Annotated in this window: 24 protein-coding genes; 14 read left to right on the forward strand and 10 right to left on the reverse strand. The window is 65.4% G+C overall.

Going from position 1 to position 21,452, the window contains the following annotated elements; genetic code table 11:
* Positions 1-34 precede the first annotated feature (34 nt).
* From IVA93_RS30015 to IVA93_RS30025, 3 genes are all read left to right on the forward strand, one after another.
* Positions 35-268: a DUF6894 family protein gene (locus tag IVA93_RS30015; protein ID WP_007606355.1), complete on the forward strand. Its 234-nt coding sequence runs from the start codon at positions 35-37 to the stop codon at positions 266-268.
* Between the two features lie 9 nt (positions 269-277).
* On the forward strand, positions 278-454 hold the full coding sequence (locus tag IVA93_RS30020) for a hypothetical protein (RefSeq protein ID WP_018455689.1): 177 nt from the start codon (positions 278-280) through the stop codon (positions 452-454).
* A gap of 227 nt (positions 455-681) precedes the next feature.
* Positions 682-2,271 (forward strand): gamma-glutamyltransferase family protein, encoded by a 1,590-nt coding sequence (locus tag IVA93_RS30025; RefSeq protein WP_018455690.1) that lies wholly within the window; start codon positions 682-684, stop codon positions 2,269-2,271.
* A 2-nt stretch (positions 2,272-2,273) separates the two neighbouring features.
* On the opposite strand, the gene IVA93_RS30030 is transcribed toward IVA93_RS30025, so the two are convergent.
* The 4 genes from IVA93_RS30030 to IVA93_RS30045 are packed head-to-tail and all read right to left on the reverse strand — an operon-like array spanning position 2,274 to position 5,743.
* Positions 2,274-3,560: an NAD(P)/FAD-dependent oxidoreductase gene (locus tag IVA93_RS30030; RefSeq protein ID WP_247789301.1), complete on the reverse strand. Its 1,287-nt coding sequence runs from the start codon at positions 3,558-3,560 to the stop codon at positions 2,274-2,276.
* Between the two features lie 12 nt (positions 3,561-3,572).
* On the reverse strand, positions 3,573-4,304 hold the full coding sequence (locus IVA93_RS30035; protein ID WP_018455692.1) for an amino acid ABC transporter ATP-binding protein: 732 nt from the start codon (positions 4,302-4,304) through the stop codon (positions 3,573-3,575).
* Positions 4,301-4,954, reverse strand: coding sequence for an amino acid ABC transporter permease (locus IVA93_RS30040; protein ID WP_018455693.1), 654 nt, complete (start codon positions 4,952-4,954; stop codon positions 4,301-4,303). Before IVA93_RS30040 ends, IVA93_RS30035 begins: the two co-directional genes overlap by 4 nt.
* Before the next feature lie 30 nt (positions 4,955-4,984).
* Positions 4,985-5,743, reverse strand: a complete 759-nt coding sequence (locus tag IVA93_RS30045; RefSeq protein WP_018455694.1) for an ABC transporter substrate-binding protein — start codon at positions 5,741-5,743, stop codon at positions 4,985-4,987.
* Positions 5,744-5,923: 180 nt separating this feature from the next.
* Here IVA93_RS30045 and IVA93_RS30050 point away from each other — a divergent pair, with 180 nt between their 5' ends.
* The gene (locus IVA93_RS30050; RefSeq protein WP_018455696.1) at positions 5,924-6,580 is read left to right on the forward strand and encodes a helix-turn-helix domain-containing protein; all 657 of its coding nucleotides are present in this window, start codon (positions 5,924-5,926) and stop codon (positions 6,578-6,580) included.
* A 106-nt stretch (positions 6,581-6,686) separates the two neighbouring features.
* Here the strand turns inward: IVA93_RS30050 and IVA93_RS30055 are convergent, their stop codons facing one another.
* Both IVA93_RS30055 and aptA read right to left on the reverse strand, forming a co-directional pair.
* Positions 6,687-7,952 (reverse strand): D-amino acid dehydrogenase, encoded by a 1,266-nt coding sequence (locus IVA93_RS30055; protein ID WP_018455697.1) that lies wholly within the window; start codon positions 7,950-7,952, stop codon positions 6,687-6,689.
* Between the two features lie 70 nt (positions 7,953-8,022).
* On the reverse strand, positions 8,023-9,351 hold the full coding sequence (gene aptA / locus IVA93_RS30060) for an omega-aminotransferase AptA (RefSeq protein WP_018455698.1): 1,329 nt from the start codon (positions 9,349-9,351) through the stop codon (positions 8,023-8,025).
* Positions 9,352-9,500: 149 nt separating this feature from the next.
* Here aptA and relB point away from each other — a divergent pair, with 149 nt between their 5' ends.
* Together relB and IVA93_RS30070 are read left to right on the forward strand one after the other, a co-directional pair.
* Positions 9,501-10,049 carry a type II toxin-antitoxin system RelB family anti-toxin gene (relB, locus tag IVA93_RS30065; protein WP_007600574.1) on the forward strand — a complete coding sequence of 183 codons (549 nt, stop codon included), beginning with the start codon at positions 9,501-9,503 and terminating at the stop codon, positions 10,047-10,049.
* Positions 10,050-10,189: 140 nt separating this feature from the next.
* Positions 10,190-10,342 carry a hypothetical protein gene (locus IVA93_RS30070; protein ID WP_018455699.1) on the forward strand — a complete coding sequence of 51 codons (153 nt, stop codon included), beginning with the start codon at positions 10,190-10,192 and terminating at the stop codon, positions 10,340-10,342.
* A gap of 42 nt (positions 10,343-10,384) precedes the next feature.
* Here IVA93_RS30070 and IVA93_RS30075 read toward each other — a convergent pair whose 3' ends face one another.
* From IVA93_RS30075 to IVA93_RS30085, 3 genes are read right to left on the reverse strand one after another with little or no spacing between them, the layout of a single operon-like run.
* Entirely contained in the window at positions 10,385-12,640 is a 2,256-nt protein-coding gene (locus tag IVA93_RS30075) for a xanthine dehydrogenase family protein molybdopterin-binding subunit (protein WP_247542364.1), read from the reverse strand.
* A complete protein-coding gene (locus IVA93_RS30080; RefSeq protein ID WP_018455701.1) occupies positions 12,633-13,688 on the reverse strand; it encodes an FAD binding domain-containing protein in 1,056 nt (351 codons plus the stop codon). The genes IVA93_RS30075 and IVA93_RS30080 overlap by 8 nt, the downstream gene beginning before the upstream one ends.
* Positions 13,685-14,182 (reverse strand): (2Fe-2S)-binding protein, encoded by a 498-nt coding sequence (locus IVA93_RS30085; protein WP_018455702.1) that lies wholly within the window; start codon positions 14,180-14,182, stop codon positions 13,685-13,687. Before IVA93_RS30085 ends, IVA93_RS30080 begins: the two co-directional genes overlap by 4 nt.
* A 240-nt stretch (positions 14,183-14,422) precedes the next feature.
* Between IVA93_RS30085 and IVA93_RS30090 the strand changes: the two genes are divergently transcribed.
* Both IVA93_RS30090 and IVA93_RS30095 read left to right on the forward strand, forming a co-directional pair.
* The gene (locus tag IVA93_RS30090) at positions 14,423-15,064 is read left to right on the forward strand and encodes a TetR/AcrR family transcriptional regulator (RefSeq protein WP_026233005.1); all 642 of its coding nucleotides are present in this window, start codon (positions 14,423-14,425) and stop codon (positions 15,062-15,064) included.
* A gap of 53 nt (positions 15,065-15,117) precedes the next feature.
* Positions 15,118-15,525 carry a DUF4864 domain-containing protein gene (locus IVA93_RS30095; protein WP_018455705.1) on the forward strand — a complete coding sequence of 136 codons (408 nt, stop codon included), beginning with the start codon at positions 15,118-15,120 and terminating at the stop codon, positions 15,523-15,525.
* Here IVA93_RS30095 and IVA93_RS30100 read toward each other — a convergent pair.
* Entirely contained in the window at positions 15,522-16,787 is a 1,266-nt protein-coding gene (locus IVA93_RS30100; RefSeq protein WP_026233006.1) for an MFS transporter, read from the reverse strand. The two genes, IVA93_RS30095 and IVA93_RS30100, sit on opposite strands and share 4 nt — an antisense overlap.
* Positions 16,788-16,963: 176 nt before the next feature.
* On the opposite strand from IVA93_RS30100, the gene IVA93_RS30105 reads away from it, so the two are divergent.
* The 6 genes from IVA93_RS30105 to IVA93_RS30130 all read left to right on the forward strand — a co-directional run bounded on the left by IVA93_RS30105 (position 16,964) and on the right by IVA93_RS30130 (position 21,342).
* Positions 16,964-17,386 carry a hypothetical protein gene (locus tag IVA93_RS30105; protein ID WP_018455707.1) on the forward strand — a complete coding sequence of 141 codons (423 nt, stop codon included), beginning with the start codon at positions 16,964-16,966 and terminating at the stop codon, positions 17,384-17,386.
* A gap of 79 nt (positions 17,387-17,465) precedes the next feature.
* A complete protein-coding gene (locus IVA93_RS30110; protein WP_018455708.1) occupies positions 17,466-17,750 on the forward strand; it encodes a hypothetical protein in 285 nt (94 codons plus the stop codon).
* Between the two features lie 9 nt (positions 17,751-17,759).
* On the forward strand, positions 17,760-19,181 hold the full coding sequence (locus tag IVA93_RS30115) for a TolC family protein (protein ID WP_247294686.1): 1,422 nt from the start codon (positions 17,760-17,762) through the stop codon (positions 19,179-19,181).
* Between the two features lie 13 nt (positions 19,182-19,194).
* Positions 19,195-20,532 carry a copper oxidase gene (locus IVA93_RS30120; RefSeq protein ID WP_039799528.1) on the forward strand — a complete coding sequence of 446 codons (1,338 nt, stop codon included), beginning with the start codon at positions 19,195-19,197 and terminating at the stop codon, positions 20,530-20,532.
* 35 nt (positions 20,533-20,567) lie between these two features.
* Positions 20,568-21,023 (forward strand): cupredoxin domain-containing protein, encoded by a 456-nt coding sequence (locus IVA93_RS30125; protein ID WP_018455711.1) that lies wholly within the window; start codon positions 20,568-20,570, stop codon positions 21,021-21,023.
* Between the two features lie 16 nt (positions 21,024-21,039).
* Positions 21,040-21,342, forward strand: coding sequence for a copper-binding protein (locus IVA93_RS30130; RefSeq protein ID WP_018455712.1), 303 nt, complete (start codon positions 21,040-21,042; stop codon positions 21,340-21,342).
* Positions 21,343-21,452: the final 110 nt, after the last annotated feature.

The following is a 21,452-nucleotide window of genomic DNA, read 5'->3' on the forward strand; positions in this document are numbered from 1 at the left end:
TTGCCGTCCCAATCGCTCCCAATAGGAGACGCATATGGTCCAGGTCTATTTTCACTGCTCCAACTTGGACGGCACGCTGATCGATCGCAGCGGCACAGCCGTGACCAACCTGACCGAGGCGCGCGACCGTGCCGCCCAGATCATGAACGCGATGATCCTGACGCCCGGCGCTGAGGATTGGCGCGACTGGGTAATCCATGTCAGCGGCTCCGACGGCGAGGAGATCTTCGACCTCCCCTTCACTGCCATGCTCGGCAAGCCGCACTGAGTTGATGCCATGTTGCTCGCGTCACTGACCCTGCTCCGCCAGCCCCTGAACTTCATCGCCAGCAAATGGCTGACGCTGATCCGGATCGCGGGCAATCCCTACCGCCCCGAGCTCCACTACATGCGCGGGCCTGGCCCGAAATGGCACGCCAGGTATCAGGCCAGCCGGCTGGATCGCGCGCGCTGAGCCCTGCGGCTTCCGCTTCCCACTGATCGGTCTCATAACTCGTCATGCCCGGGCCTGTCCCGGGCTTTCTCGTCTTGGCATCTACGTCTTGCCGACTGCGCCACCCCCGCTGTTACACACCAGCCATGCCGCGTCGCCCTTTCGATGTTCTCGATGGGGGCGATGTGCCATTCTTCGCGGAGCTCAGCGCAACGAAGCCAAACCGAAGACAGCACACAGACATCATCATGCCGCACCAGTTCAGCCACACCCAAACCGTCCGCAAGCCCGCCGTCACATCCAAAGGCGGCATCGTCGCCGCGCAATCGCGGCGGGCGGCCGAAGTGGGGGCGCAAGTGCTGGCGGCGGGCGGCGACTGTGTGGACGCGATCGTCGCCACCACCTTCGCGCTTAACGTGCTGGAGCCCTGGAACAGCGGCATGGGCGGCGGCGGCGCGATGGTGCTCTACCGTGCCGCGGAAAATCTCTACGAGGTGATCGACTACGGCATGTGCGCGCCGCAAAGCCTGCGCGCCGCCGACTATCCGCTCAGCGGCGAAGGCGCGGCTTCCGACCTGTTTCCCTGGCAGCGGGTGAAGGACGACCGCAACATCCACGGCCCCGGCTCGATCGCCGTGCCCGGCGTCGTCGCCGGCATGGAGGAGGCGCATCGCCGTCACGCCAGGCTGCCGTGGAAGGATCTGGTCGCGCCGGCCGTCGCCCTCGCCGGCGAAGGCCTGCTGGTCGATTGGTGGACCACGCTGACGATCGCGGCATCGGCGTCCGATCTTCGGCGCTATCCCGCGAGCGCGACAACGTTCCTGAAGGACGGCCTCCCGCCGAGCGCGCCGTGGGGCATCAAGTCCGAGACGCGACTGCCGCTGGACACGCTGAAGGCGACACTGGCGCACCTTGCCGACGCCGGTCCGCGCGATTTCTACCAGGGCGATCTCGCCAGGAGCATCGCATCCGACATCAAGGCCGACGGCGGCGCGCTATCGGTGGAGGACCTCGCCGCGTTCCGAGCCCATCTGCGCGATCCGCTGGCGATCCCCTATCGCGGCGGCAAGGTGTTTGCGACACCGGAGCTGACGGCCGGACCGACCATGGCGCATGCGCTGCGCCTGTTGCAGCAGAACCTGAAGCCGGGAAGCGCGCCCGATGCGGGCGCCTATGCCGAATATGCCGCCGCGCTGCAATCGGCCTATCGCGAGCGGCTCAAGGATATGGGCGATGCCGACGGCAAGCGCTCGCTCGGCGCGGACTATCTGGCGCCCGCCTGCACCACGCACTTCTCCGTGGTCGACCGCCACGGCAACATCGCGGCGGTGACGCAGACGCTGCTGTCGTCCTTCGGCTCGAAATACGTCACGCCGCACACCGGCATCGCCATGAACAACGGCATCATGTGGTTCGACCCGAAGCCAGGCACCACCAACTCGCTCGCCTCTGGCAAGCGCTGTCTCACCAACTACACGCCCGTCATCGCCGAGGCCAAGGACGGCAGACGGCTCGCGGTCGGTGCCTCCGGCGGTCGCCGCATCCTCCCGTCGGTGATGCAGATCGTGTCGTTTGCGATGGATTTCGGCATGGATCTCGATGCCGCGATCCACCAACCGCGCATCGACGCCAGCGAAGGCGCCATCGTGATCGGCGATACCAGGCTGCCGGCGGACACACGCGAGGCGCTCGCGGCGCGATTCGACTATGAGGAAGCGCGGGTGCAGTCCTTGCCGCAGAAGTTCGCCTGCCCGAGCGTCGTGATGCGCGACGGCGACACCAATTCCGGCGCGGTCGAGATCTTCCAGCCCTGGGCCGACGCGGTGGCGGAGGGCTGAGCCTAGATCCCCAACCGGTCGCGCAGGCGACCAGCGATCACTGCCGTCGTCACGCCGACCGGCCAGAAGGCATGCATCGGGATCGGCTTGATGCCGGTGACGGGCATGTCGAGCTCGGCCTTGGCGCCGCCGATCAGACGCCGCGCGAGCTGCGCGCCCATCGCGGTCGAGAGCGCGACGCCGCGACCGTTGCAGCCGAGCGAGATCAGGATGTTGTCCGCGGGCTCGTGCAGGTGCGGGTAATGATCCGCGGTGATGGCGAGCCGGCTGTTCCAGCCATGGGTCCAGGCCACGCCCTTGAGCTGCGGCCATAGCCGTTCGGCGTATCGCATGAGATAGGCGACGTCGCGCGGCGAACTGATCCAGCGCATCGGGCCGCGGCCCCCCATCAAGAGGCGGTTCTGCTGATCGATGCGGTAATAGACGGTGATGTGGCCGCTCTCGTAAAGGACGGGACGCGTCGGCATGATCGAACGGGCCACGTCGTCAGAGAGCGGGGCCGTGGCCGCGATCGAGGAAAACACCGGCACGATGGTGCGGCGAAGCGCCGGCCAGAGATCGTCGGTAAAACCGTTGGTCGCGAGCAGCACCTTGTCGGCATGCACCACCGCGCGCGGCGTCTCGATGCGCCAGCGGCTGCCCTCGCGACGGAGTGATAGTGCGGGTGTTTCGCCGTGCACCTTCGCGCCTGCCGAGATTGCAGCACGCGCGAGACCACGGGCGTAGCTGAGCGGATGCAGATCGCCGCCGCGCGCATCCAGCATGGCGCCGATATAGCGATCCGTGCCGGTCATCCCGCGCAATTGCTCGCGATTGAGATACGACACCGGCATTCCGCGGGCGATACACTGTTGTGCGGTTTTCTCGATGGCGGCCGCGCTGGCCTCGTTATAGGCCGCGCGCAACGTACCGTTCTGCCGCGCTTCGCACGGGATCTGGTAACGGCGGATCAGATCATGCGTAAAATTCGTGGTGCCGTAGGAGAAGTCGATCATGCGGCGGCCGAGCTCAGCGCCGAAATCGGACTCGATCTGATCGGGGTCGTGCTTCAGTCCCGGATTGGTGTGGCCGCCATTATTGCCGGATGCGCCCCAGCCCGGCTCCTGCGCCTCCAGCACCAGTGCCTCGACACCCTGCTCCGCCAGGTGCAACGCCGTGGACAGGCCGGTGTAGCCGCCGCCGACGATCGCGACCGAGACCGTCCTGTCGACGTCGAGCGGCGGCGTAGTCGGCGGCACGACGGCGGTGTCGGCGTAGAGGGACGGCGGCAGAGGCAGGCGCGTGGTCATGGCGAAGACCGGTCAGAGCGGATGCAGCACGCGGCGCAAAAAGTCCTGCGTGCGCGGATGCTGGGGTTGATTGAGCAGCGACTTGGCCGGCCCCTGCTCGACGATGACGCCGCCGTCGATGAACAGCACGCGGTCGGCGACGTCGCGGGCAAAGCCCATCTCATGGGTGACGACGACCATGGTCATGCCGTCGTCGGCGAGCTTGCGCATCACGCCGAGAACGTCGCCGACCAATTCAGGATCGAGCGCCGAGGTCGGTTCGTCGAACAGGATGGCCTTGGGCTGCATCGCCAGCGCCCGTGCGATCGCGACGCGCTGCTGCTGGCCGCCGGAGAGCTGGGGCGGATGCTCGTTGGCTTTCTCGGCAAGGCCCACCTGGGCGAGCAGCGCGCGGCCACGCTCGAATGCGGCAGCGCGTGGCTCCTGCTTCACATAGAGCGGACCTTCAACCACGTTCTCCAGCACCGTCCGGTGCGGAAACAGATTGAAGCGCTGGAACACCATCGAGACCTGGGTGCGGACTTTCACGATCGACGGCGCGTCGCGGTCGACCTTCAATCCCTCGACGCTGATCTCGCCGCGGTCGTAGCTTTCGAGACCGTTGATACAGCGCAAGATGGTGGACTTGCCGGAGCCGGAGGGGCCGACGATGCAGACCACCTCGCCCTTCTGGACGGACGCCGTGATGCCCTTGAGCACCTCGTTCGCACCGAAGCTCTTGTGGACGTCGGTCAACTCGATCATTTCTTGCCGGCCCGCTTCTCGAAGTGACGGACCAGCAGGATCAGCGGAATGCTCATGGTGAGATACATCAGCGCGACAAGCGTGAACACGTTGGTGTTCTTGAAGGTCGAGGACGCGATCAGCTTGCCCTGAAGGGCGAGTTCGGCGACCGTGATGGTCGAGGCCTGCGAAGAGTCCTTCAGCATCATGATCATGACGTTGCCGTAGGGCGGAAGCACGATCCGCACCGCCTGCGGCAGCACGACCCGGCGCATGGTCAGCCACCAGCCCATGCCGATCGATTGCGCCGCCTCGATCTGCCCTTTGTCGATGGCCTCGATGCCGGCGCGGAAATTCTCCGCCTGATAGGCCGAGTAGGCGATGCCGAGCCCGAGGATCGCGGCCTGCAACGCGGACAGGGTAACGCCGAGATCGGGCATCACGAAATAGAGGTAGAACAACAGCACGATGATCGGAATGCCGCGGATCACGTTGATCAGGCTGGCGCTGAGCAGCGACAGGACGCGGATGCCGGAGACCCGCATCATCGCCCAGACGAGGCCAAGAACCGTCGAAAGCAGCAGCGAGCCGATGGTGACGACGATCGTCAGCGCGACGCCGCTCATCAGGATCGGGAAGAATTCGGCCGCGTCGTGCCAGAAGCCTTTCATCGATCAGCTTTCATCGATGGCCTCTGCCGATCAACCCTGTGCCTTCAGACCCCATTTATCGAGGATCTTGTCGATGGTGCCGTTGGCCTTCAGCTTGGCGAGCGAAGCGTTGATCTTGCCGAGCAGCGCGGCCTCGCCCTTGCGCACGCCGATGCCCACCGAACCGACGGTGACGGGCTTGTAGCCATCGACCAGGCGCACCTCGGGGAAGCCGCCCTGCTTCAGATTGTAGGCGAGGATCGGATAGTCGGCGTAACCGGCCTTGAGGCGGCCGGTGTTCACGTCGCGCAGGATGTCGGGGATGGTGTCGTAGGCCTTGACATCGGCGAACAGGCCGGACTTCTTCAGCGCGTCGACGAAGGCGGTGCCGACCTGAGCGCCGACCGTCTCGCCCTTCAGATCGTCCTGGGTGGCGTAGGCCTTGGTGTCGCTCTTGGGGACCACGAGGCCTTCGCCATAGGTGTAGATCGGGTCGGAGAAGTCGACGACCTCCTTGCGCGGCGCTGTGATGAACATCGCGGCCGCGATGATGTCGATCTTGCTTGATGTCAGCGACGGGATCAGGGCCGAGAACTGCATCGGCTCGATCTGCACGTTGAAGCCGGCATCCTTGCCCACTTCAGTGACGAGATCGACCATGATGCCCTGGATGCTATTGGTCTTGGTGTCGAGGAAGGTGAAGGGAATGCCTGTCGGCGTCGAGCCGACCTTCAGCACTTGCTGCGCCGAGGCCGGCGCTGCTGCGGCAATCGCGAGTGCCGCGAGCGCGGCCAGACCAAAACGCTTCATCGCATCCCCCTTGGGCCCGACCGATGGCGGCGCTCGCAAACCTCGTCATCGCAGACGTTGCGAGCAAAGCCGTTTCGGCCTATTTTCACCAATATGAAAATTTGGTCACACTTCTGCGGCCGATGCAAGTGGTTTTCATGCACATGAAGGAAGCGGTTTGACGTGAGCGGTGGCAAGAGAATGCACAGGCCGGCCGCCGCAAAGCCGGTGAAGAAGGTGAAGGTGAAAGCCTCCGCCCGGGCTATCGCCAAAGCGGCCGAGCCGGCGATGGATGTTGCGGTCGGCCGCCGCATCCGCGATCTCAGGCGCATCAGGCAATTCTCGCTCGAGACGGTTGCCTCGCGCACGGAGCTGTCGATCGGTTTCCTCAGCCAGATCGAGCGCGGACTGTCGTCGCCGTCGCTGCGCGTGCTGGCCACGCTCGCCGACGTGCTCGGCGTCGGCATCGCCGCGCTGTTCGGCGCGAGCCCGAACGCCGACGGTGCACCAGATCAGGTGGTCACGCGCGGACTGCAGCGGCCCGAGCTGAAGCTCTGGCGCACCGGCGTGTCCAAGCAGTTGCTGAGCCCCGCCAGCCCCGACAACCGGCTCAACCTGTTCCTGGTGCATCTGGAGCCGGGCGGCTCCACCGGTGACGAGCTCTACACCCATGACGGCGAGGAAGCCGGCCTCGTTCTCGAAGGCGAGATGATGCTGACGGTGGACAGCGAGACGTGGTCGCTGAAGACGGGCGACAGTTTTCGGTTTGCAAGCCGTCGGCCCCACCGGTTTTCAAATCCAGCCAATGACGCGAAGGCGGTGGTGCTGTGGGTGAATTGCGTGACGGGGACGGCGTAGCGCAGCCGTCATTGCCAGCGAAGCGAAGCAATCCACATTCTCACCGCAGAGACACTCTGGATTGCTTCGTCGCGAGAGCTCCTCGCAATGACGGGAGGATAGAGTCTTAGCCAAACCGGTACTTGTACCGGTCCACTGTCAGCGCACTCACATCAATGTCCGGCTTTTTGCCTGACAGCATGTCGGCGAGCACGCGGCCGGAGCCGCAGGACATGGTCCAGCCTAGCGTGCCATGGCCGGTGTTGAGGTGAAGGTTGGCGTATTGCGTCGGGCCGATCACGGGCGGGCCGTCCGGCGTCATCGGGCGCAGGCCGCTCCAGAACGTCGCCTTGGAGAGATCGCCGCCTCGCGGGAACAGATCGGTCAGCGAGTGATCGAGCGTGGCGCGCCGCGCACCATAGAGCTGGCTCGAGAAGCCGGAGATTTCGGCGGTGCCGCCGACGCGGATGCGATTGCCGAGGCGCGTGATGGCGACTTTATAGCTCTCGTCCATCACCGTCGATTCCGGCGCGCCGGAAGCGTCCTTGATCGGTACCGTGATCGAATAACCCTTCACGGGATAGACCGGCAGCGAAATATCGAGCGGCGCGACCAGCCGCGACGACCAGCTTCCGAGCGCGAGCACGTAAGCGTCTGCCTGCAACATCCCAGCGCTGGTCGCGACGCCGCTGACGCGCGCCCCCTCGGTGACGATGCGGTCGATGCCGGTATTGAACATGAAGCGCACGCCGAGCGCTTCGGCATGCTTGGCCAGTGCCTGCGTGAACATGTGGCAGTCGCCGGTCTCGTCCTGCGGCAAGCGTAGTCCGCCCGCGACCTTCTCTTTCACGCCCGCCAGAGCCGGCTCGGCCGCGATGCAGCCCTCGCGGCTCAACACCTCGAACGGCACGCCGTATTGCTTGAGCACGGCGATGTCCTCACCGGTGCCGTCGAGCTGGGCCTGGTAGCGAAACAGCTGCAGCGTGCCCTGCGAGCGCTCGTCATACTGGATGCCGATGTCGCGGCGCAGGTCGCGCAGGCAATCGCGGCTGTATTCCGCGATCGGAATCATCCGGCTCTTGTTGATCGCGTAGCGTTCGCTGGTGCAGTTGCGCAGCATCTTGAGCAGCCAGACCCACATCCCGGGATCGAGCTTCGGCCGGATCACCAGCGGGCCGTGCTTCATCAGCAGCCATTTGACCGCCTTCACCGGCACGCCGGGACCGGCCCAGGGCGAGGAATAGCCGGGCGACACTTCGCCGGCATTGGCAAAGGAGGTCTCGAGCGCCGGTTCGGGCTGACGGTCGACGACCGTCACCTCATGGCCGGCACGCGCGAGGTAGTAGGCAGAGGTGACACCGATGACACCGCTGCCGAGGATCAGAACTTTCACGCTTGGTCAAACTCCTGCGGCATCACGCTCGCCGCTGCAAGAGGGAACTCCGCAACGGCGAGAGCAATTATCAGGCCACCCGCTTGATGGCATCGCCGAGGATCGACACGATATCGTCGATGTGGCTCTTCTCGACGATGAGCGGAGGCGACAGCGCAAAGCTATCGCCGCTCATGCGGAAGTACAGCCCGCGATTGAAGCAGTCGACCATGACGTCGTAGCCACGCACGCCGACCGTACCGTCACGCGGCGACAACTCGACCGCGCCCATCAGGCCGCAATTGCGGATATCGACGACGTTAGGCAGGCCCTTCAGTGAATGCAGCGCGTCGCGCCAATATTCGGAGATCGAAGCACCGCGCGTCAGCAGGCCTTCATCCTTGTAGATGTCGAGCGTCGCGATGCCCGCGGCGCAGGCGACCGGGTGCGCCGAATAGGTGTAGCCGTGGAACAGCTCCATCGCGTTCTCCGGGCCGACCATCAGGCCGTCGTGAACCTTGCGGCTCGCAAACACGGCGCCGCAGGGAACGGTGCCGTTGGTGATGCCCTTGGCCGTCGTCATCATGTCAGGCGTGACGCCGAAGAAGTTGGCGGCGAACGGCGTGCCGAGGCGGCCGAAGCCGGTGATGACCTCGTCGAAGATCAGGAGAATACCGTGCTTGTCGCAGATCTCGCGCAGGCGCTGGAGATAGCCCTTCGGCGGCGGCAACACCGCGGTCGATCCGGGCACTGGCTCGACGATGACGGCGGCGATGGTCTCGGCGCCATGCAGGGCCACCAACCGCTCGAGATCATCGGCGAGCTCGGCGCCATGCTCGGGCTGATCCTTGGCGAAGGCGTTGCGGGTGAGATCGTGGGTGTGGCGGATGTGGTCGACGCCCGGCAGCAGGGTCGCGAAGGCGCGGCGGTTGGCGACCATGCCGCCGACCGAGGTGCCGCCGAAGCCGACGCCGTGATAGCCGCGCTCGCGGCCGATCAAACGGGTGCGGCTCGCCTGGCCGTTGGCGCGGTGATAGGCGAGCGCGATCTTCAGCGCGGTGTCGACCGACTCGGAGCCGGAATTGGTGAAGAAGATGCGATCGAGACCCTTCGGCGCGATCTCGGCCAGACGCTCGGCGAAGTCGAATGCCAGCGGATGGCCCATCTGGAACGACGGTGCGAAGTCCAGCGTCATCAGCTGGCGCTCGACGGCGGCGGCGATCTGCTTGCGGCCGTGGCCGGCATTGACGCACCAGAGGCCGGCGGAGGCGTCGATCACCTTGCGGCCGTCGACGGTGGTGTAGTGCATGCCCTCGGCCGAGGAGAACAGGCGCGGCGCCTTCTTGAATTGCCGGTTGGCCGTGAACGGCATCCAGAACGAGTCGGTCTTGATGGTGTTCGGAATCTGATGAAGGGTCACGGGCCACGCTCCTTTGCTGACCTGCTACCAGAGGCACGGCTTGAAAAGCGCAACAAGTCCTTTTCTGAGAGGCTGCAAGCCATTGATTTAACTGGGGCTGCCGGTCCATATTTGCGCGATCCGCAACACCTGCAACACGGGACAGGGACATGAGCGTCGATATCGGTGGACGGCTGCGATTCATCCGGGCGCGCCAGAAGCTGTCGCAGCGCGAACTCGCCAAGCGCGCCGGCGTCACCAATTCGACGATCTCGCTGATCGAATCCAACCAGATGAACCCGTCGGTCGGCGCCCTCAAGCGCATCCTCGACGGCATTCCGATGGGGCTCGCCGAATTCTTCGCGCTGGAGCCGGAGAGCCGGCGCAAGATATTTTACCGCGGCGAAGAGCTGACCGAGGTCGGCAAGAAGCCGATCTCCTATCGGCAGATCGGCGACAATCTGTTCGGTCGCAGCCTGCAGATTCTGAAGGAGCGCTACGAGCCCGGCAGCGACACCGGGCGCGTTCACCTCGTCCATGACGGCGAGGAAGGCGGCATCGTGATCTCGGGAAAGCTCGAAGTCACCGTCGAGGACGAGCGCCGCATCCTCAATCCGGGCGATGCCTATTACTTCGAGAGCCGGCGTCCGCATCGCTTCCGCTGCGTCGGCGGCAAGCCGTGCGAGGTGATCTCGGCCTGCACACCGCCGACATTTTGAAGTTATCCGCGATCCTACGGAGCCACCGGTATCTTACGGAGCTTGAGCCATCTCAATTTCCGCAGCCTGATCCTCTATATATTTCGAGCCATAGCCAAGCAGCCTCCGCTTTCCGGAGCGGCTTCGTAACAGGGCTCGCTATGAAGATCACGCTCGCAAATGCAGAGGCCGCACTCGATGAAGTGCAGCGCGACAACGACAAGCTCCATTCGGAGGAGCTGCGCAAGGCCATCGCGAACTACATCGAGTCGCAGCGAGAAGCGCTCAAGGCTCTTCGCAAGAAGCTGCACTAGCAGGCGGAGAGCGAGACGGCCTCGCCCGCCGCTGCTTAAAGGCTACGTCAGCAACTCCTCGATCCGGATCGGGAAACGGCGGACACGGACGCCCGTCGCATGCCACACCGCGTTGGCTACCGCGCCCGCACTGCCGGTGATGCCGATCTCGCCGACACCCTTGATACCGAGCGCGTTCACGTGCGGGTCGTGCTCATCGACCGTGATCACGTCGAGCGGCGGCACGTCGGCATTCACCGGGATATGGTACTCGCCGAGATTGGCGTTCATGATCCGGCCCGTGCGGCGGTCGGTGATGGCTTCCTCGTGCAACACGAAGGACAGGCCCCAGATCATGCCACCGAACAGCTGGCTCTGCACCATACGCGGGTTGACGATGCGTCCCGCGGCGAAAGCGCCGACCATGCGGGTGACGCGGACCTGGCCGAGCTCGGGATCGACCTTCACCTCCGCGAACACCGCGCCGTGGGCGTGCATCGCATACTCCTCCATCGCCGCCGGATTCGGCGCGCCCGTGCCGCGCGCCTCGAGCTCGGCGACGCCGGCGCGCGCGAGAATCTCGGAATAGCTTTCGCCGCGGCTCTCGTCGTCGCGCCGGATCAACCTGCCATCGCGCGCGATCACGCCGGCATTGCCGGCGCCAAACAGCGGCGAGCGCTCATCGTTGGTGGCGAGATCGGCGAGTTTTGCAATCACGGCCGCGCCTGCGCTGTGGATCGCGGCACCCGCGGTTGCCGTGTGTGCCGAGCCGCCGGCGATGCCGGCATCGGGCAGGTCGGATGAACCCGCCTTGAACTCGACGCGGTCGATATCAAGCCCCAGTTCGTCGGCCGCAATCTGCGCCAGCGCCGTCCAGGCGCCCTGCCCCATGTCATGCGCGCCGATTTCCATGGCGCCGGAGCCGTCGCGGCGAAGCACTGCGCGTGCCTCGGCCTGGAACATCAGCGCCGGGAACGTCGCGGTGCCCATGCCCCAGCCGACCAGAAGGCCATCGTCGTCGCGCATCTGCCGCGGCTGGAGCGATCGCTTCGCCCAGCCGAAGCGCGCCGCTCCCTGCTCGTAGCAGGCGCGCAATGCCTTGGACGAGAACGGCTTGCCGGTGATGGGCTCGACCTCGGCATAGTTCTTCAGACGAAAGGCGAGCGGATCGATGCCGCAAGCCCACGCCATCTCGTCGATCGCGCTCTCTAGCGCGATCGAGCCGGTGGCCTCGCCCGGCGCGCGCATGAACAACGGCGTGCCGGTGTTGACGCGCACGGCATCATGCGAGGTGCGGATCGCGGGCGCCGCATAGAGCGTGTGCGAGGCATCAGCCGCGGGTTCGTAGAAATCGTCGAACGTGCTCGACACGGTCCTCGCATGGTGATCGAGCGCGGTCAGGCGCCCCTCGCCATCTGTGCCGATGCGCAGCCGCTGCCGCGTCGGCGCGCGATGGCCGACCGGGCCGTACATCTGCTCACGGCGCAGCACCAGCTTGACCGGTTTGCCGACGAGCTTTGCCGCCATGATGCCGAGCACCGGAGGGCCGGCCATGAGCCCCTTCGAGCCGAAGCCGCCGCCGAGGAACGGGCTGCGGATGTGGATCTTGTCGTGCGCGATGCCGAATAATTCGGCAACGCGCGCCAGCGACAGCATGAGACCCTGGGTCGGCATGTCGATCTGCAGACTGTCGCCGTCCCAGGCAGCCACGATCGCATGCGGCTCCATCGCATTGTGATATTGCGGCGGCGTCTCGTAGATCGCGTCGATCCGCTTGTCGGCGGAGGCAAGCCCCGCCTCGACATCGCCGCGGTGATTTTCCGTGGGGTTGCCGACACCGACGACCGGCGGCACGAAGCTTTCACCCGCATCGAGGCCGATGAGCGCGGGCAGCGTCTCGTAGCGCGGCGCCAGCAGCGCCGCGCCTTCGGTCGCAGCCTCCAGCGTCTCGGCGATCACGACGGCGATCGGCTGGTTGGCGTAGCGGACCTCATTGCTCTGCAACACCTCCATCCGGAACACGAAGGGATTGGTCTTGATCTCGGGATCGATCGCGAGCCCAGGCTTGTGGTCTGGCGTCATGACATCGACGACGCCGGGGTGGCGCTTGGCGGCGCTGACGTCGAGCGAAGTCACGCGGCCGTGCGCGATGCTGGAAACGGCCATCACTGCAAACAGCATACCGGGCGGATGATTGTCAGCGGCGTAGGTCGCCTGGCCTTTGACCTTAAGCACGCCGTCGCGGCGGGTCAGCGGCTGGCCGATGTTCGAGCCGTGGCGCAGATGAGCGGGCGCGCTGGTGAGATTAACCTCAGGCATAAATGGCTCCGGACGTCGAGGCAAAGGGAGAGGCCGGCAGCGCGGGGATGCGCGCAGGCGTACCGGCAGCGGCGAGGCTCAGCGCGCGCACGACGATGCGGCGCGCGAGCTCGATCTTGAAGGCGTTGTCGCCGGACGGTTTTGCGTCGGCGAGCGCGCGCGAGGCGGCTTCCTGGAAAGCGTGCACCGTGGGCGCGACGTTCCTGAGCACATCCTCCGCAGCGCGGGCGCGCCAGGGCTTTGCGGCGACGCCGCCGAGCGCAAGCCGCGCCTCCGCGATCTTGCCGTTCTCGATCCGCAGCGCAGCCGCAGCCGAGACGACGGCGAACGCGTACGACGTTCTATCGCGGACCTTGAGATAGCGCGCATGAGCGGCAAAGCCGCGCGCCGCGGGCGGCAGACGCACCGCGACGATGAGATCCCCCGGTTCGAGCGCCGATTCACGCTCAGGCGTATCGCCGGGCAGGCGATGCAGTTCGTCGAGCGCGATCTCGCGCCGCCCGTTCCTGCCTTCGATCTCGACGATGGCGTCGAGCGCGACCAGCGGCACGCAGAAATCGGACGGATGCGTGGCGATGCAGTTTTCGCTCCAGCCGAGCACGGCGTGGGTGCGGTTCTCGCCGTCGCGGGCGTCGCAGCCGCTGCCGGCCTCGCGCTTGTTGCAGCGGCTTGCGGTGTCGTAGAAATACGCGCAGCGCGTCCGCTGCAGCAGATTGCCGCCGACGGTCGCGGCATTGCGCAGTTGCGCCGATGCGCCGGAGAGCAGCGCTTCGGCGACGGCCGGATAGGCCTTGGCAAAGTCTGCGTCATGCGCAAGATCGGCGTTGCTCACCAGTGCGCCGATGCGGATACCACCGTCGGCGAGGCGCTCGACCCGATCGAGTCCGTCGAGATGGGTAACGTCGACCAGACGATCCGGACGGCTGACGCCGCCCTTCATCAGATCGAGCAGATTGGTGCCGGCGGCGAGATAGACGGCGCCCGACTGCGTCGCGGCCGCGACGGCTTCGGCGACCGTGGCGGGCCTGACATAATCAAATTGCTTCATGCGGAGCGCCTCTGATTGGATTCGTCCATGCCGGCCTGCGCGTCGAGCACGGCATCGACGATGCCGGCATAGGCGCCGCAGCGACACAGATTGCCGCTCATGCATTCGCGAATGCGCTCGGGATCGTTGCCGGCCTGTGCCTCGCTCATCATGCCGATCGCGCTCATGATCTGGCCGGGCGTGCAGAAGCCGCACTGAAATCCGTCGTGGGAGATGAAAGCGGCCTGCACGGGGTGAAGCTGGTCGCCGCGCGCCAGGCCCTCGATGGTGAGAATGTCGGCGCCATCATGACTGATGGCCAGCGCGAGACAGGAGTTGATGCGCTTGCCGTCGACGAGAATGGTGCAGGCGCCGCATTGGCCGCGGTCGCATCCCTTCTTGGTTCCGGTCAGGTGGAGGCGCTCACGCAGGAGATCGAGCAGCGTGACGCGCGGATCGTCGAGGACGAAGTCGCGCCGCGCACCGTTCACGGTGAGGCTGATGGAGTGGTTCATACAAGGCTCCGATCAGGAATAGACATGAGTGATCGCGCAGCGCGCCACCGCCGTGGCCGCCGTCGATATGCGCCCCCCGAACATCATCCGGGGCAACGACTTCAGCGAAGATACGGAGGCAGCCTCCGCTTAACAAGGGCCGGCGGGAAATATTTGGAATTCGTCAAAAGCCCGTGCGCATCAACGCGATGCAGCCCCGTAAGGGTTCAATCTAACCAATTCGTGATCTACATTGCCGGCATGGACGAGCACACCGACCAGACCCGCAAGCCCCGTGCCGATGCCGTGCGCAATCGCGAGCGCGTGCTCGAGGCGGCCAAGGCCGTGTTCAACGCGGGTGGTCCGGAGGCGAGCCTGGAGGCGGTGGCAAAACGCGCCGGCGTTGGCATCGGCACGCTCTATCGGCATTTCCCGACCCGCGAGGATTTGTTCGAGGCGGTGTACCGGCGCGAGGTCGAGCAGCTCAGCGAGCTCGCCGAGCAGTTGAAGAACGCCAGTGACCCGGTCGACGCGCTCAGGCGCTGGCTGCGCTCAGGAGTCGAATTCGTTGCCACCAAGAAGGGCATGGTGGCAGCCCTGGCACTCGCGGTGCAGAGCGGGTCGGAGTTGCATGCCTTTTCCTTTGAGCGCCTGACCAAGGCGATCGGCTCGCTGCTCGATCGCGCAGCCGCGGCCGGTGCGATGCGCGCGGACGTCAGTCCCGAGGACTTGCTGCGCGCGTTCTTTGGCATGTGCTACATGCACGACCAGCCCGGCTGGCAATCCTCGGTGCTGCGGATGCTCGATGTGTTCGTTGACGGTTTGCGGGTGCAGCCTGCCATGAAAGCCAAGGTCCGCGCGTCCGCCAAGCCTGCGAAGCCGGCTGCAAAGCGGAAGCGATAGCCCTCGAGATGTGCTAGGATCGGCGCCGCCGGGATTTCAACGCGGAGCTTGTCATGCGCATCGCCGCCTTGCTGGTCTTTCTCAGTGTCGCCTTCGGTCCCATCTCAGCGCGCGCCGACGATGTCGCGACGGCACAGAGTATCATCCGCGCCCAGGAGCAGGCATTCGGCCGTGACGACGCGCGCGGGGCCTATTCCTACGCCGCTCCTGCGATCCAGGAGATCTTCCCCGCGCCCGACATCTTCATGTCCATGGTGCAAAACGGCTACCCGCCGGTGTACCGGCACAAGAGCTTTGAATTTGGCGACAGCAAGAGCGAGGGCAGCCGGATTGCCCAGCACGTCCATATCATCGATGCCAATGGCGAGGCCTGGGAAGCGCTCTACACGCTCGAGCAGCAGGCAGACGGCAGCTACAAGATCACGGGTTGTTCGCTGCTGAAGGCGGGACAGGCAGTCTAGGTCGCAAAACCCGGACCGGTCCTGACTGCATTGATCCGCGAGCGGATCAGCAGCGTCAAGACGATGCCGATATTGAGCGCGTTCCACGCCACGCCGTTGGCGAACGCCGCGGCGTAGGAACCTGTCGCATCGAAGATGACGCCCGAGACCCAGCCGCCGAAGGACATGCCGAACACGGAGGCGAAGATCACGATGCCGACGCGGGTTGCGGCCTCGCTCGCCGGCATCGCCTCGCGCACGATGATGGCATAGCTCGGCACGATGCCGCCCTGGAACAGGCCGAACATCGCGGAGATCAAATAGAGCGAGGTCAGGCCGTCGAAGAACAGATAGAACACGAGTGCAAAGCCTTGCGCCACCGCACCGATCAGCAGTGTGGGGATGCCGCCGATCTTGTCGGCGAGGTAGCCGGAGCCGATCCGGCTGACGATGCCGCAGGCCATCATCAGCGACAGCATCTCGGCGCCGCGCGCCACGCCATATCCGAGATCGCCGCAATAGGCGACGATATGCACCTGCGGCATTGCCATGGCGACGCAGCAGGAAATGCTGGCGATCGAGAGCAGCACCGTCAGCGTGTTGGTCGAGAGCTTGAGGTCGACCCGCGGCGGCGCTGCATTGGCATGATCGTGAACCTTGTCATCGCCCATCTGCGCGCGCAGGACCAGCACCAGGATGGTCATCAGGCTGACGCAGACGAGGCCGATGCCGATATGAGTGAAGCGCCAGCCGATCGTCTGCATGCCCGTGCTCACGAGCGGCGGCCACATCGTGCCGGCGACATAATTGCCGCTGGCGACGATCGTCACGGCCAGGCCGCGATAGCGCTCGAACCAGTGCGAGGCCTCCGCCATCAGCGGCGCAAAGGTCGCCGACGTGCCGAGCCCGATCAGGAAATACGCCGCCACGAACTGCCAGAGCTGGGTCGACAGACCCGCCAGCACATTGGCGACCCCGAGGAAGGCAATGCTGATCGCCATAGCCGCCACGATGCCGAAGCGGTCGGTGATCCTGCCGGCGATGACGCCGCCAAGCCCGAAACCGAACATCATCAGGGTGAAAGCCAGCGACACCGCGCCGCGCGTGGCGGAGAATTCGGCTTGCACCGCGGGAATCATGACGACGATCGCCCACATGCCGACGCCGCCGATCGAGCCGATCAGAAGCGCAATGACGAGGCGCATCCAGGCCTGACGCGAATCAGGGGTGAATGCTTCGGGTGTTTGTCCTGACTGATTTGGTGCGTGCACGGGCGGGACCATGGCCCGCGGATCACCACAGGGTCAACCATTGTGGCGCGATATTGGGCATGCACGGTGCACTGCGGTAAGATGGAGCTTGGCGAACGCGCGTTTTGTCATTATTTTGCAAATCAGCGCATGCAACACGGCGGCGCGGAGAGCATGTCGGCGGAATGTTGCTGCGATTGACACGATCGATGCGGATCAAGGTGGGGCGCTTCATTGCCTTCGCCTATCTGTTCTGCGTGATCGCGCCGGCCGCAAGCCTCGCCTGGGGTAGCGCTCCAGCACCGTGCCTCGACGACGCGCTTCTCGCCGACCGCGTGCCGGTGCATCACCAGATGCAGGCCGGCCACACGCATGACGGCGCCTCGCATGACCACGCCAGGCCGCATGCGCATCATCAGGGCGCCGCGCAGGACGCGCCCCCCACCCCTCATCATCACGGCGGCAAGGGTACGGCGGGACCGTGCTGCGCGATGATGTGCGTGAGCGCGCTGCCGGCCGACCTGCCCAGCGTCGCAAAGTCGCTTCAGCCGGTTTCCGCCTGCTCGCCCGAGATCGTGGCCAGCCTGCACAGCGCGGCGCCGCCCCTGCACTACCGCCCTCCGATCGCCTGATCTGACGCGCGACGACGTCAGGCCGAGCGCGCATCCGCGCGCGCGCACCTGTGGTCTCCAGACAGATCAGGGATGACTCATGCTTACGCTTTCCGGGGCGAAGTCCGCCGCTGCATCCGCGGCGCGGGGACGACACTTTCGATTCAATTGGCCGCTGCTGGCCGCGACGGCCTTGGCGTTGTCCGGCTGCATGCCGGCAACGATACAAGTCGCTGGCGCTGATCCTGCCGATCCCGCGGCCAAGATCGCGCGCGCCGGCTATCGTTCGACGATTGCGCCCTACACCAGCCTGCGGCCCGCGACGCCGGCACCATGGCGCGAGCGCAACGAGAGCGTCGCGCCGCAGCTCAAGCAAGACCGGTAGGAGCGCGCCATGACACATCGTCTCGCGCTAAGCCTGCTCGGTCTCACCTCGTTTGGACTTGCAGGCTGCGCCGCCTTCTCGCCCGACAGCGGCATGAAGGCCGTCTCGGAACTGACGAGCCAGACCATCAACAAGGATGTCGCCTTTGTGCGAACAACCGAAGGAGCCGGCGCGGTCGACGCGCGCGGTCGCCAGCTGCTGTCGCGAACACTCAGCATCGAGACCGCCGTGCAGATCGCACTGCTCAACAACAAGGGGCTTCAGGCCGCTTATAACGAGCTGGCGCTGGCCGAGACCGATCTCGTCGAGCAGAGCCTGCCGCCCAATCCCGTGTTCTCGGTCTCCCGGATCTCGGGCAACGGCGCCAGCGAAATCGAGCGTCAAATTGTCGGCGACATCCTCGCGCTCGCCACCCTGCCGTTCCGCTCGGAAATCGCCCGCGACCGTTTCCGCCAGGCGCAATTGCGCGCAAGCCTGGCGACGTTGCGGCTTGCCGCCGATGTCCGCCGCGCTTATTGGCGCGCCGTTGGCGGCAACGAGATGGTGGCGTTGCTGACGGATGCGAAGGCGACGGCGGAATCAACCGCGCAGCTCGCGGTCAAGCTCGGCGAAACTGGCTCGATCAACAAGCTCGATCAGGCCCGAGAACAGGTGTTTTACGCCGAAACCACCGCCGACCTCGCCACCGCGCGACAGACGGCGACGAGCGCGCGCGAAAAGCTGGCGCGCCTGATGGGGCTGTGGGACGGCGGCCTCGACTTCCGGCTGCCCAATCAACTGCCGCCGCTGCCACGCCGGCCGCAGGCTTTGCCGTCGATCGAAGCCGACGCGGTCGCCCATCGCATCGACCTGCAGATCGCGCGGCTCGAGCTGAGCGCGCTCGCAAAGTCGCTGAACCTCACGGAGGCGACGCGCTTCGTGACCCTGCTCGATCTCGCCGGCATCTCCCGCCGCACCCGGGATCCGGAAGGCGCGCCGTTCCGCGAGCGCGGCTTCGACGTGCAGTTCCAGATCCCGATCTTCGACGGCGGCGAGGTGCGGGTGCGGCAGGCGGCGGAGACCTACAATTTCGCCTTCAACCGGCTGACCGAGCGCGCCGTGAATGTACGCTCCGAGGCACGCGATGCTTATCGGGTCTATCGCTCCGGCTACGACATCGCCAGCCATTATCAGCGCGAGATCATCCCCTTGCGAAAAATCATCACCGAGGAGATGCAGCTCCGCTTCTCCAGCATGCAGGTCGATATCTTCGCGCTGCTCACCGAGGCGCGGCAGCGGCTCGCGTCGCTGCGCGGTGCAATCGATGCCAGGCAAAGATTTTTCCTTGCCCAATCCGACTTGCAGACCGCCGTCAATGGCGGCGGCGCGCCTGCTGACGGCGACAATTCAACCACTCTCGCCGCGGCAGCGCCTGCCGATGGCGGTCACTGACATGGAGGCCAACATGTTTTCCCGCCGAGGATTTTTGGGTAGCGCCGCGCTCGCCGGCGCATCCGTCGTCAGCGGCCGCGCCCAGGCCGCCTCGATTCCGGAAGCCCCGCACATGGACAAGGTCGTGATGCAGCCGCCGCTGCACCCCGTCAGCGGGCCGGACTATCGACCCGTCGTCACGCTGAACGGCTGGTCGCTGCCGTTCCGGATGAACGGCGACTGGAAGGAATTCCATCTCGTTGCCGAGCCCGTGGTGCGCGAATTCGCCGAGGGCATGAAGGTGAATTTGTGGGGCTATAACGGCCAGTCACCGGGCCCGACGATCGAGGCCGTCGAGGGCGACAAGGTCCGCATCTTCGTGACCAACAGGCTGCCCGAATACACCACCGTGCACTGGCACGGCATGATCATTCCCAGCGGCATGGACGGTGTCGGCGGACTTACCCAGCCGCACATCCAGCCGGGAAAAACCTTCGTCTACGAGTTCGAGATGAGGAAGAGCGGGACCTTCATGTACCATCCGCATTCGGACGAGATGGTGCAGATGGCGATGGGCATGATGGGCATGGTCGTCGTGCATCCGCGCGACCCGAGCTTTCGGGCCGTGGACCGCGACTTCGTCTTCGTCATGAGCACCTATCGCGTCGATCCCGGCACTTATCTGCCGAAGGTCAACGAGATGACCGACTTCAACATGTGGACCTGGAATGCGCGGGTGTTTCCCGGCATCGATCCGCTGCCGGTCAGGCTCGGCGACAAGGTGCGCGTGCGCATCGGCAATCTCAGCATGACCAACCATCCGATCCATTTGCACGGCCACAGCTTTGCGGTGACCTGCACCGACGGCGGCTGGATTCCGGAGAGCGCGCAATATCCGGAGACGACGACGGACGTACCGGTCGGCGCTGTCAGGGTGTTCGACGTGCTCGCCGACAACCCCGGCGACTGGGCGTTCCACTGCCACAAGTCGCATCACACCATGAATGCGATGGGACACGACATGCGCAATATGATCGGGGTGTCGCGCAAGGATCTCGCCAAGGCCGTCGGCAAGCTCGCGCCTGACGGCATGGCGATGGGCTCGACCGGCATGGCGATGGGCAACATGGAGATGCCCGCGCCCGACAACACGCTGCCGATGATGACCGGCACCGGTCAGTTCGGCCCGATCGAGATGGGCGGCATGTTCACGGTGATGAAGATCCGCGAAGGCCTCGCGCGGGACGATTATCGCGATCCCGGCCCCTGCCAATTCCCGCAGGGCACCGTCGCCTACGAGGTCACGCCGCCGGCCCCGGAGCCCGTGCGGCAACAACCAGGCGGACCGCCGATGAAGAACATGAAGATGTGAGCGTTTCGATGAACCACCACCAACTGGAGCTACCAATGAAGACGACGATCAAGCTCGGTCTCGCGCTGGCCGCGCTTTCCACCTCGCCGGCCTTGGCCCACGACCAGCACGGGCACGGCACCTTTTCGGCCGGCGAGCCCGGCGATCCCAAAAAGCCCGCGCGCACCATCGAGATCCTGCTGAACGAGATGGACTACGCACCCGCCAGGATCGAGGTCAAACGCGGCGAGCAGATCCGCTTCGTGCTGCGCAACGTCGGCAAGGAGGACCATGAATTCCTGCTCGCCACCACAAAGGAGAATCTCGCGCATGCGGTGGAGATGAAGAAGCACCCGCACATGGAGCATGACGATCCCAACGGGGTCAGGCTCGCGCCGAGCAAGACAGCCGAGATCCTCTGGAAGTTCAGCAAGGCCGGCACGTTCGAATTTTCCTGCCTGATTCCCGACCACCGCGACTACGGCATGGTCGGCCACGTCACCGTGAAGTAACGCAAGGGAGGCTCCCATGAACCGCATCATCCGTATCGCCGCCGCGCTGGCGCTGGCCGTCGGCCTTGCCACAGGTGCCCGGGCAGCCCAGGGCGCCGCGATCAGCGGCGAGGTCAAGAAGATCGACGAGGGCGCCGGCAAGATCACGCTCAAGCACGGGCCCGCGAAAAACCTCGGCATGGATGAACCCATGACCATGGTCTACCGCGTCAAGGACCCGGCCGTGCTCAAGCAGGTGAAGGTCGGCGACAAGGTGACTTTCGAAGCCGAAGAGGCGACTTCGGGCTATACGGTGACCCGGATGGAGAAGGCGAAGTAGGGCCACTTCCTCCGTCCGCCGATATCGGCTCCAGACGCTTCCACAAGTCATGGCCGGGCTCGTCCCGGCCATCCACGCCTTCGGCGGGACAAGCCGGGCATGACGACTGC

Origin of the sequence: Bradyrhizobium sp. 155 (assembly GCF_023101105.1) — a bacterium.
Taxonomy (GTDB): Bacteria; Pseudomonadota; Alphaproteobacteria; order Rhizobiales; family Xanthobacteraceae; genus Bradyrhizobium; species Bradyrhizobium canariense_D.

What these genes read in the sequence shown, in the direction of transcription:
- IVA93_RS30015 (WP_007606355.1), top strand. Translation starts at nt 35, where the DNA reads ATGGTCCAGGTCTATTTTCACTGCTCCAACTTGGACGGCACGCTGATC.
- IVA93_RS30020 (WP_018455689.1), top strand. Translation starts at nt 278, where the DNA reads ATGTTGCTCGCGTCACTGACCCTGCTCCGCCAGCCCCTGAACTTCATC.
- IVA93_RS30025 (WP_018455690.1), top strand. Translation starts at nt 682, where the DNA reads ATGCCGCACCAGTTCAGCCACACCCAAACCGTCCGCAAGCCCGCCGTC.
- IVA93_RS30030 (WP_247789301.1), bottom strand. Translation starts at nt 3,560, where the DNA reads ATGACCACGCGCCTGCCTCTGCCGCCGTCCCTCTACGCCGACACCGCC.
- IVA93_RS30035 (WP_018455692.1), bottom strand. Translation starts at nt 4,304, where the DNA reads ATGATCGAGTTGACCGACGTCCACAAGAGCTTCGGTGCGAACGAGGTG.
- IVA93_RS30040 (WP_018455693.1), bottom strand. Translation starts at nt 4,954, where the DNA reads ATGAAAGGCTTCTGGCACGACGCGGCCGAATTCTTCCCGATCCTGATG.
- IVA93_RS30045 (WP_018455694.1), bottom strand. Translation starts at nt 5,743, where the DNA reads ATGAAGCGTTTTGGTCTGGCCGCGCTCGCGGCACTCGCGATTGCCGCA.
- IVA93_RS30050 (WP_018455696.1), top strand. Translation starts at nt 5,924, where the DNA reads ATGCACAGGCCGGCCGCCGCAAAGCCGGTGAAGAAGGTGAAGGTGAAA.
- relB (WP_007600574.1), top strand. Translation starts at nt 9,501, where the DNA reads ATGAGCGTCGATATCGGTGGACGGCTGCGATTCATCCGGGCGCGCCAG.
- IVA93_RS30070 (WP_018455699.1), top strand. Translation starts at nt 10,190, where the DNA reads ATGAAGATCACGCTCGCAAATGCAGAGGCCGCACTCGATGAAGTGCAG.
- IVA93_RS30075 (WP_247542364.1), bottom strand. Translation starts at nt 12,640, where the DNA reads ATGCCTGAGGTTAATCTCACCAGCGCGCCCGCTCATCTGCGCCACGGC.
- IVA93_RS30080 (WP_018455701.1), bottom strand. Translation starts at nt 13,688, where the DNA reads ATGAAGCAATTTGATTATGTCAGGCCCGCCACGGTCGCCGAAGCCGTC.
- IVA93_RS30085 (WP_018455702.1), bottom strand. Translation starts at nt 14,182, where the DNA reads ATGAACCACTCCATCAGCCTCACCGTGAACGGTGCGCGGCGCGACTTC.
- IVA93_RS30090 (WP_026233005.1), top strand. Translation starts at nt 14,423, where the DNA reads ATGGACGAGCACACCGACCAGACCCGCAAGCCCCGTGCCGATGCCGTG.
- IVA93_RS30095 (WP_018455705.1), top strand. Translation starts at nt 15,118, where the DNA reads ATGCGCATCGCCGCCTTGCTGGTCTTTCTCAGTGTCGCCTTCGGTCCC.
- IVA93_RS30100 (WP_026233006.1), bottom strand. Translation starts at nt 16,787, where the DNA reads ATGGTCCCGCCCGTGCACGCACCAAATCAGTCAGGACAAACACCCGAA.
- IVA93_RS30105 (WP_018455707.1), top strand. Translation starts at nt 16,964, where the DNA reads ATGCGGATCAAGGTGGGGCGCTTCATTGCCTTCGCCTATCTGTTCTGC.
- IVA93_RS30110 (WP_018455708.1), top strand. Translation starts at nt 17,466, where the DNA reads ATGCTTACGCTTTCCGGGGCGAAGTCCGCCGCTGCATCCGCGGCGCGG.
- IVA93_RS30115 (WP_247294686.1), top strand. Translation starts at nt 17,760, where the DNA reads ATGACACATCGTCTCGCGCTAAGCCTGCTCGGTCTCACCTCGTTTGGA.
- IVA93_RS30120 (WP_039799528.1), top strand. Translation starts at nt 19,195, where the DNA reads ATGTTTTCCCGCCGAGGATTTTTGGGTAGCGCCGCGCTCGCCGGCGCA.
- IVA93_RS30125 (WP_018455711.1), top strand. Translation starts at nt 20,568, where the DNA reads ATGAAGACGACGATCAAGCTCGGTCTCGCGCTGGCCGCGCTTTCCACC.
- IVA93_RS30130 (WP_018455712.1), top strand. Translation starts at nt 21,040, where the DNA reads ATGAACCGCATCATCCGTATCGCCGCCGCGCTGGCGCTGGCCGTCGGC.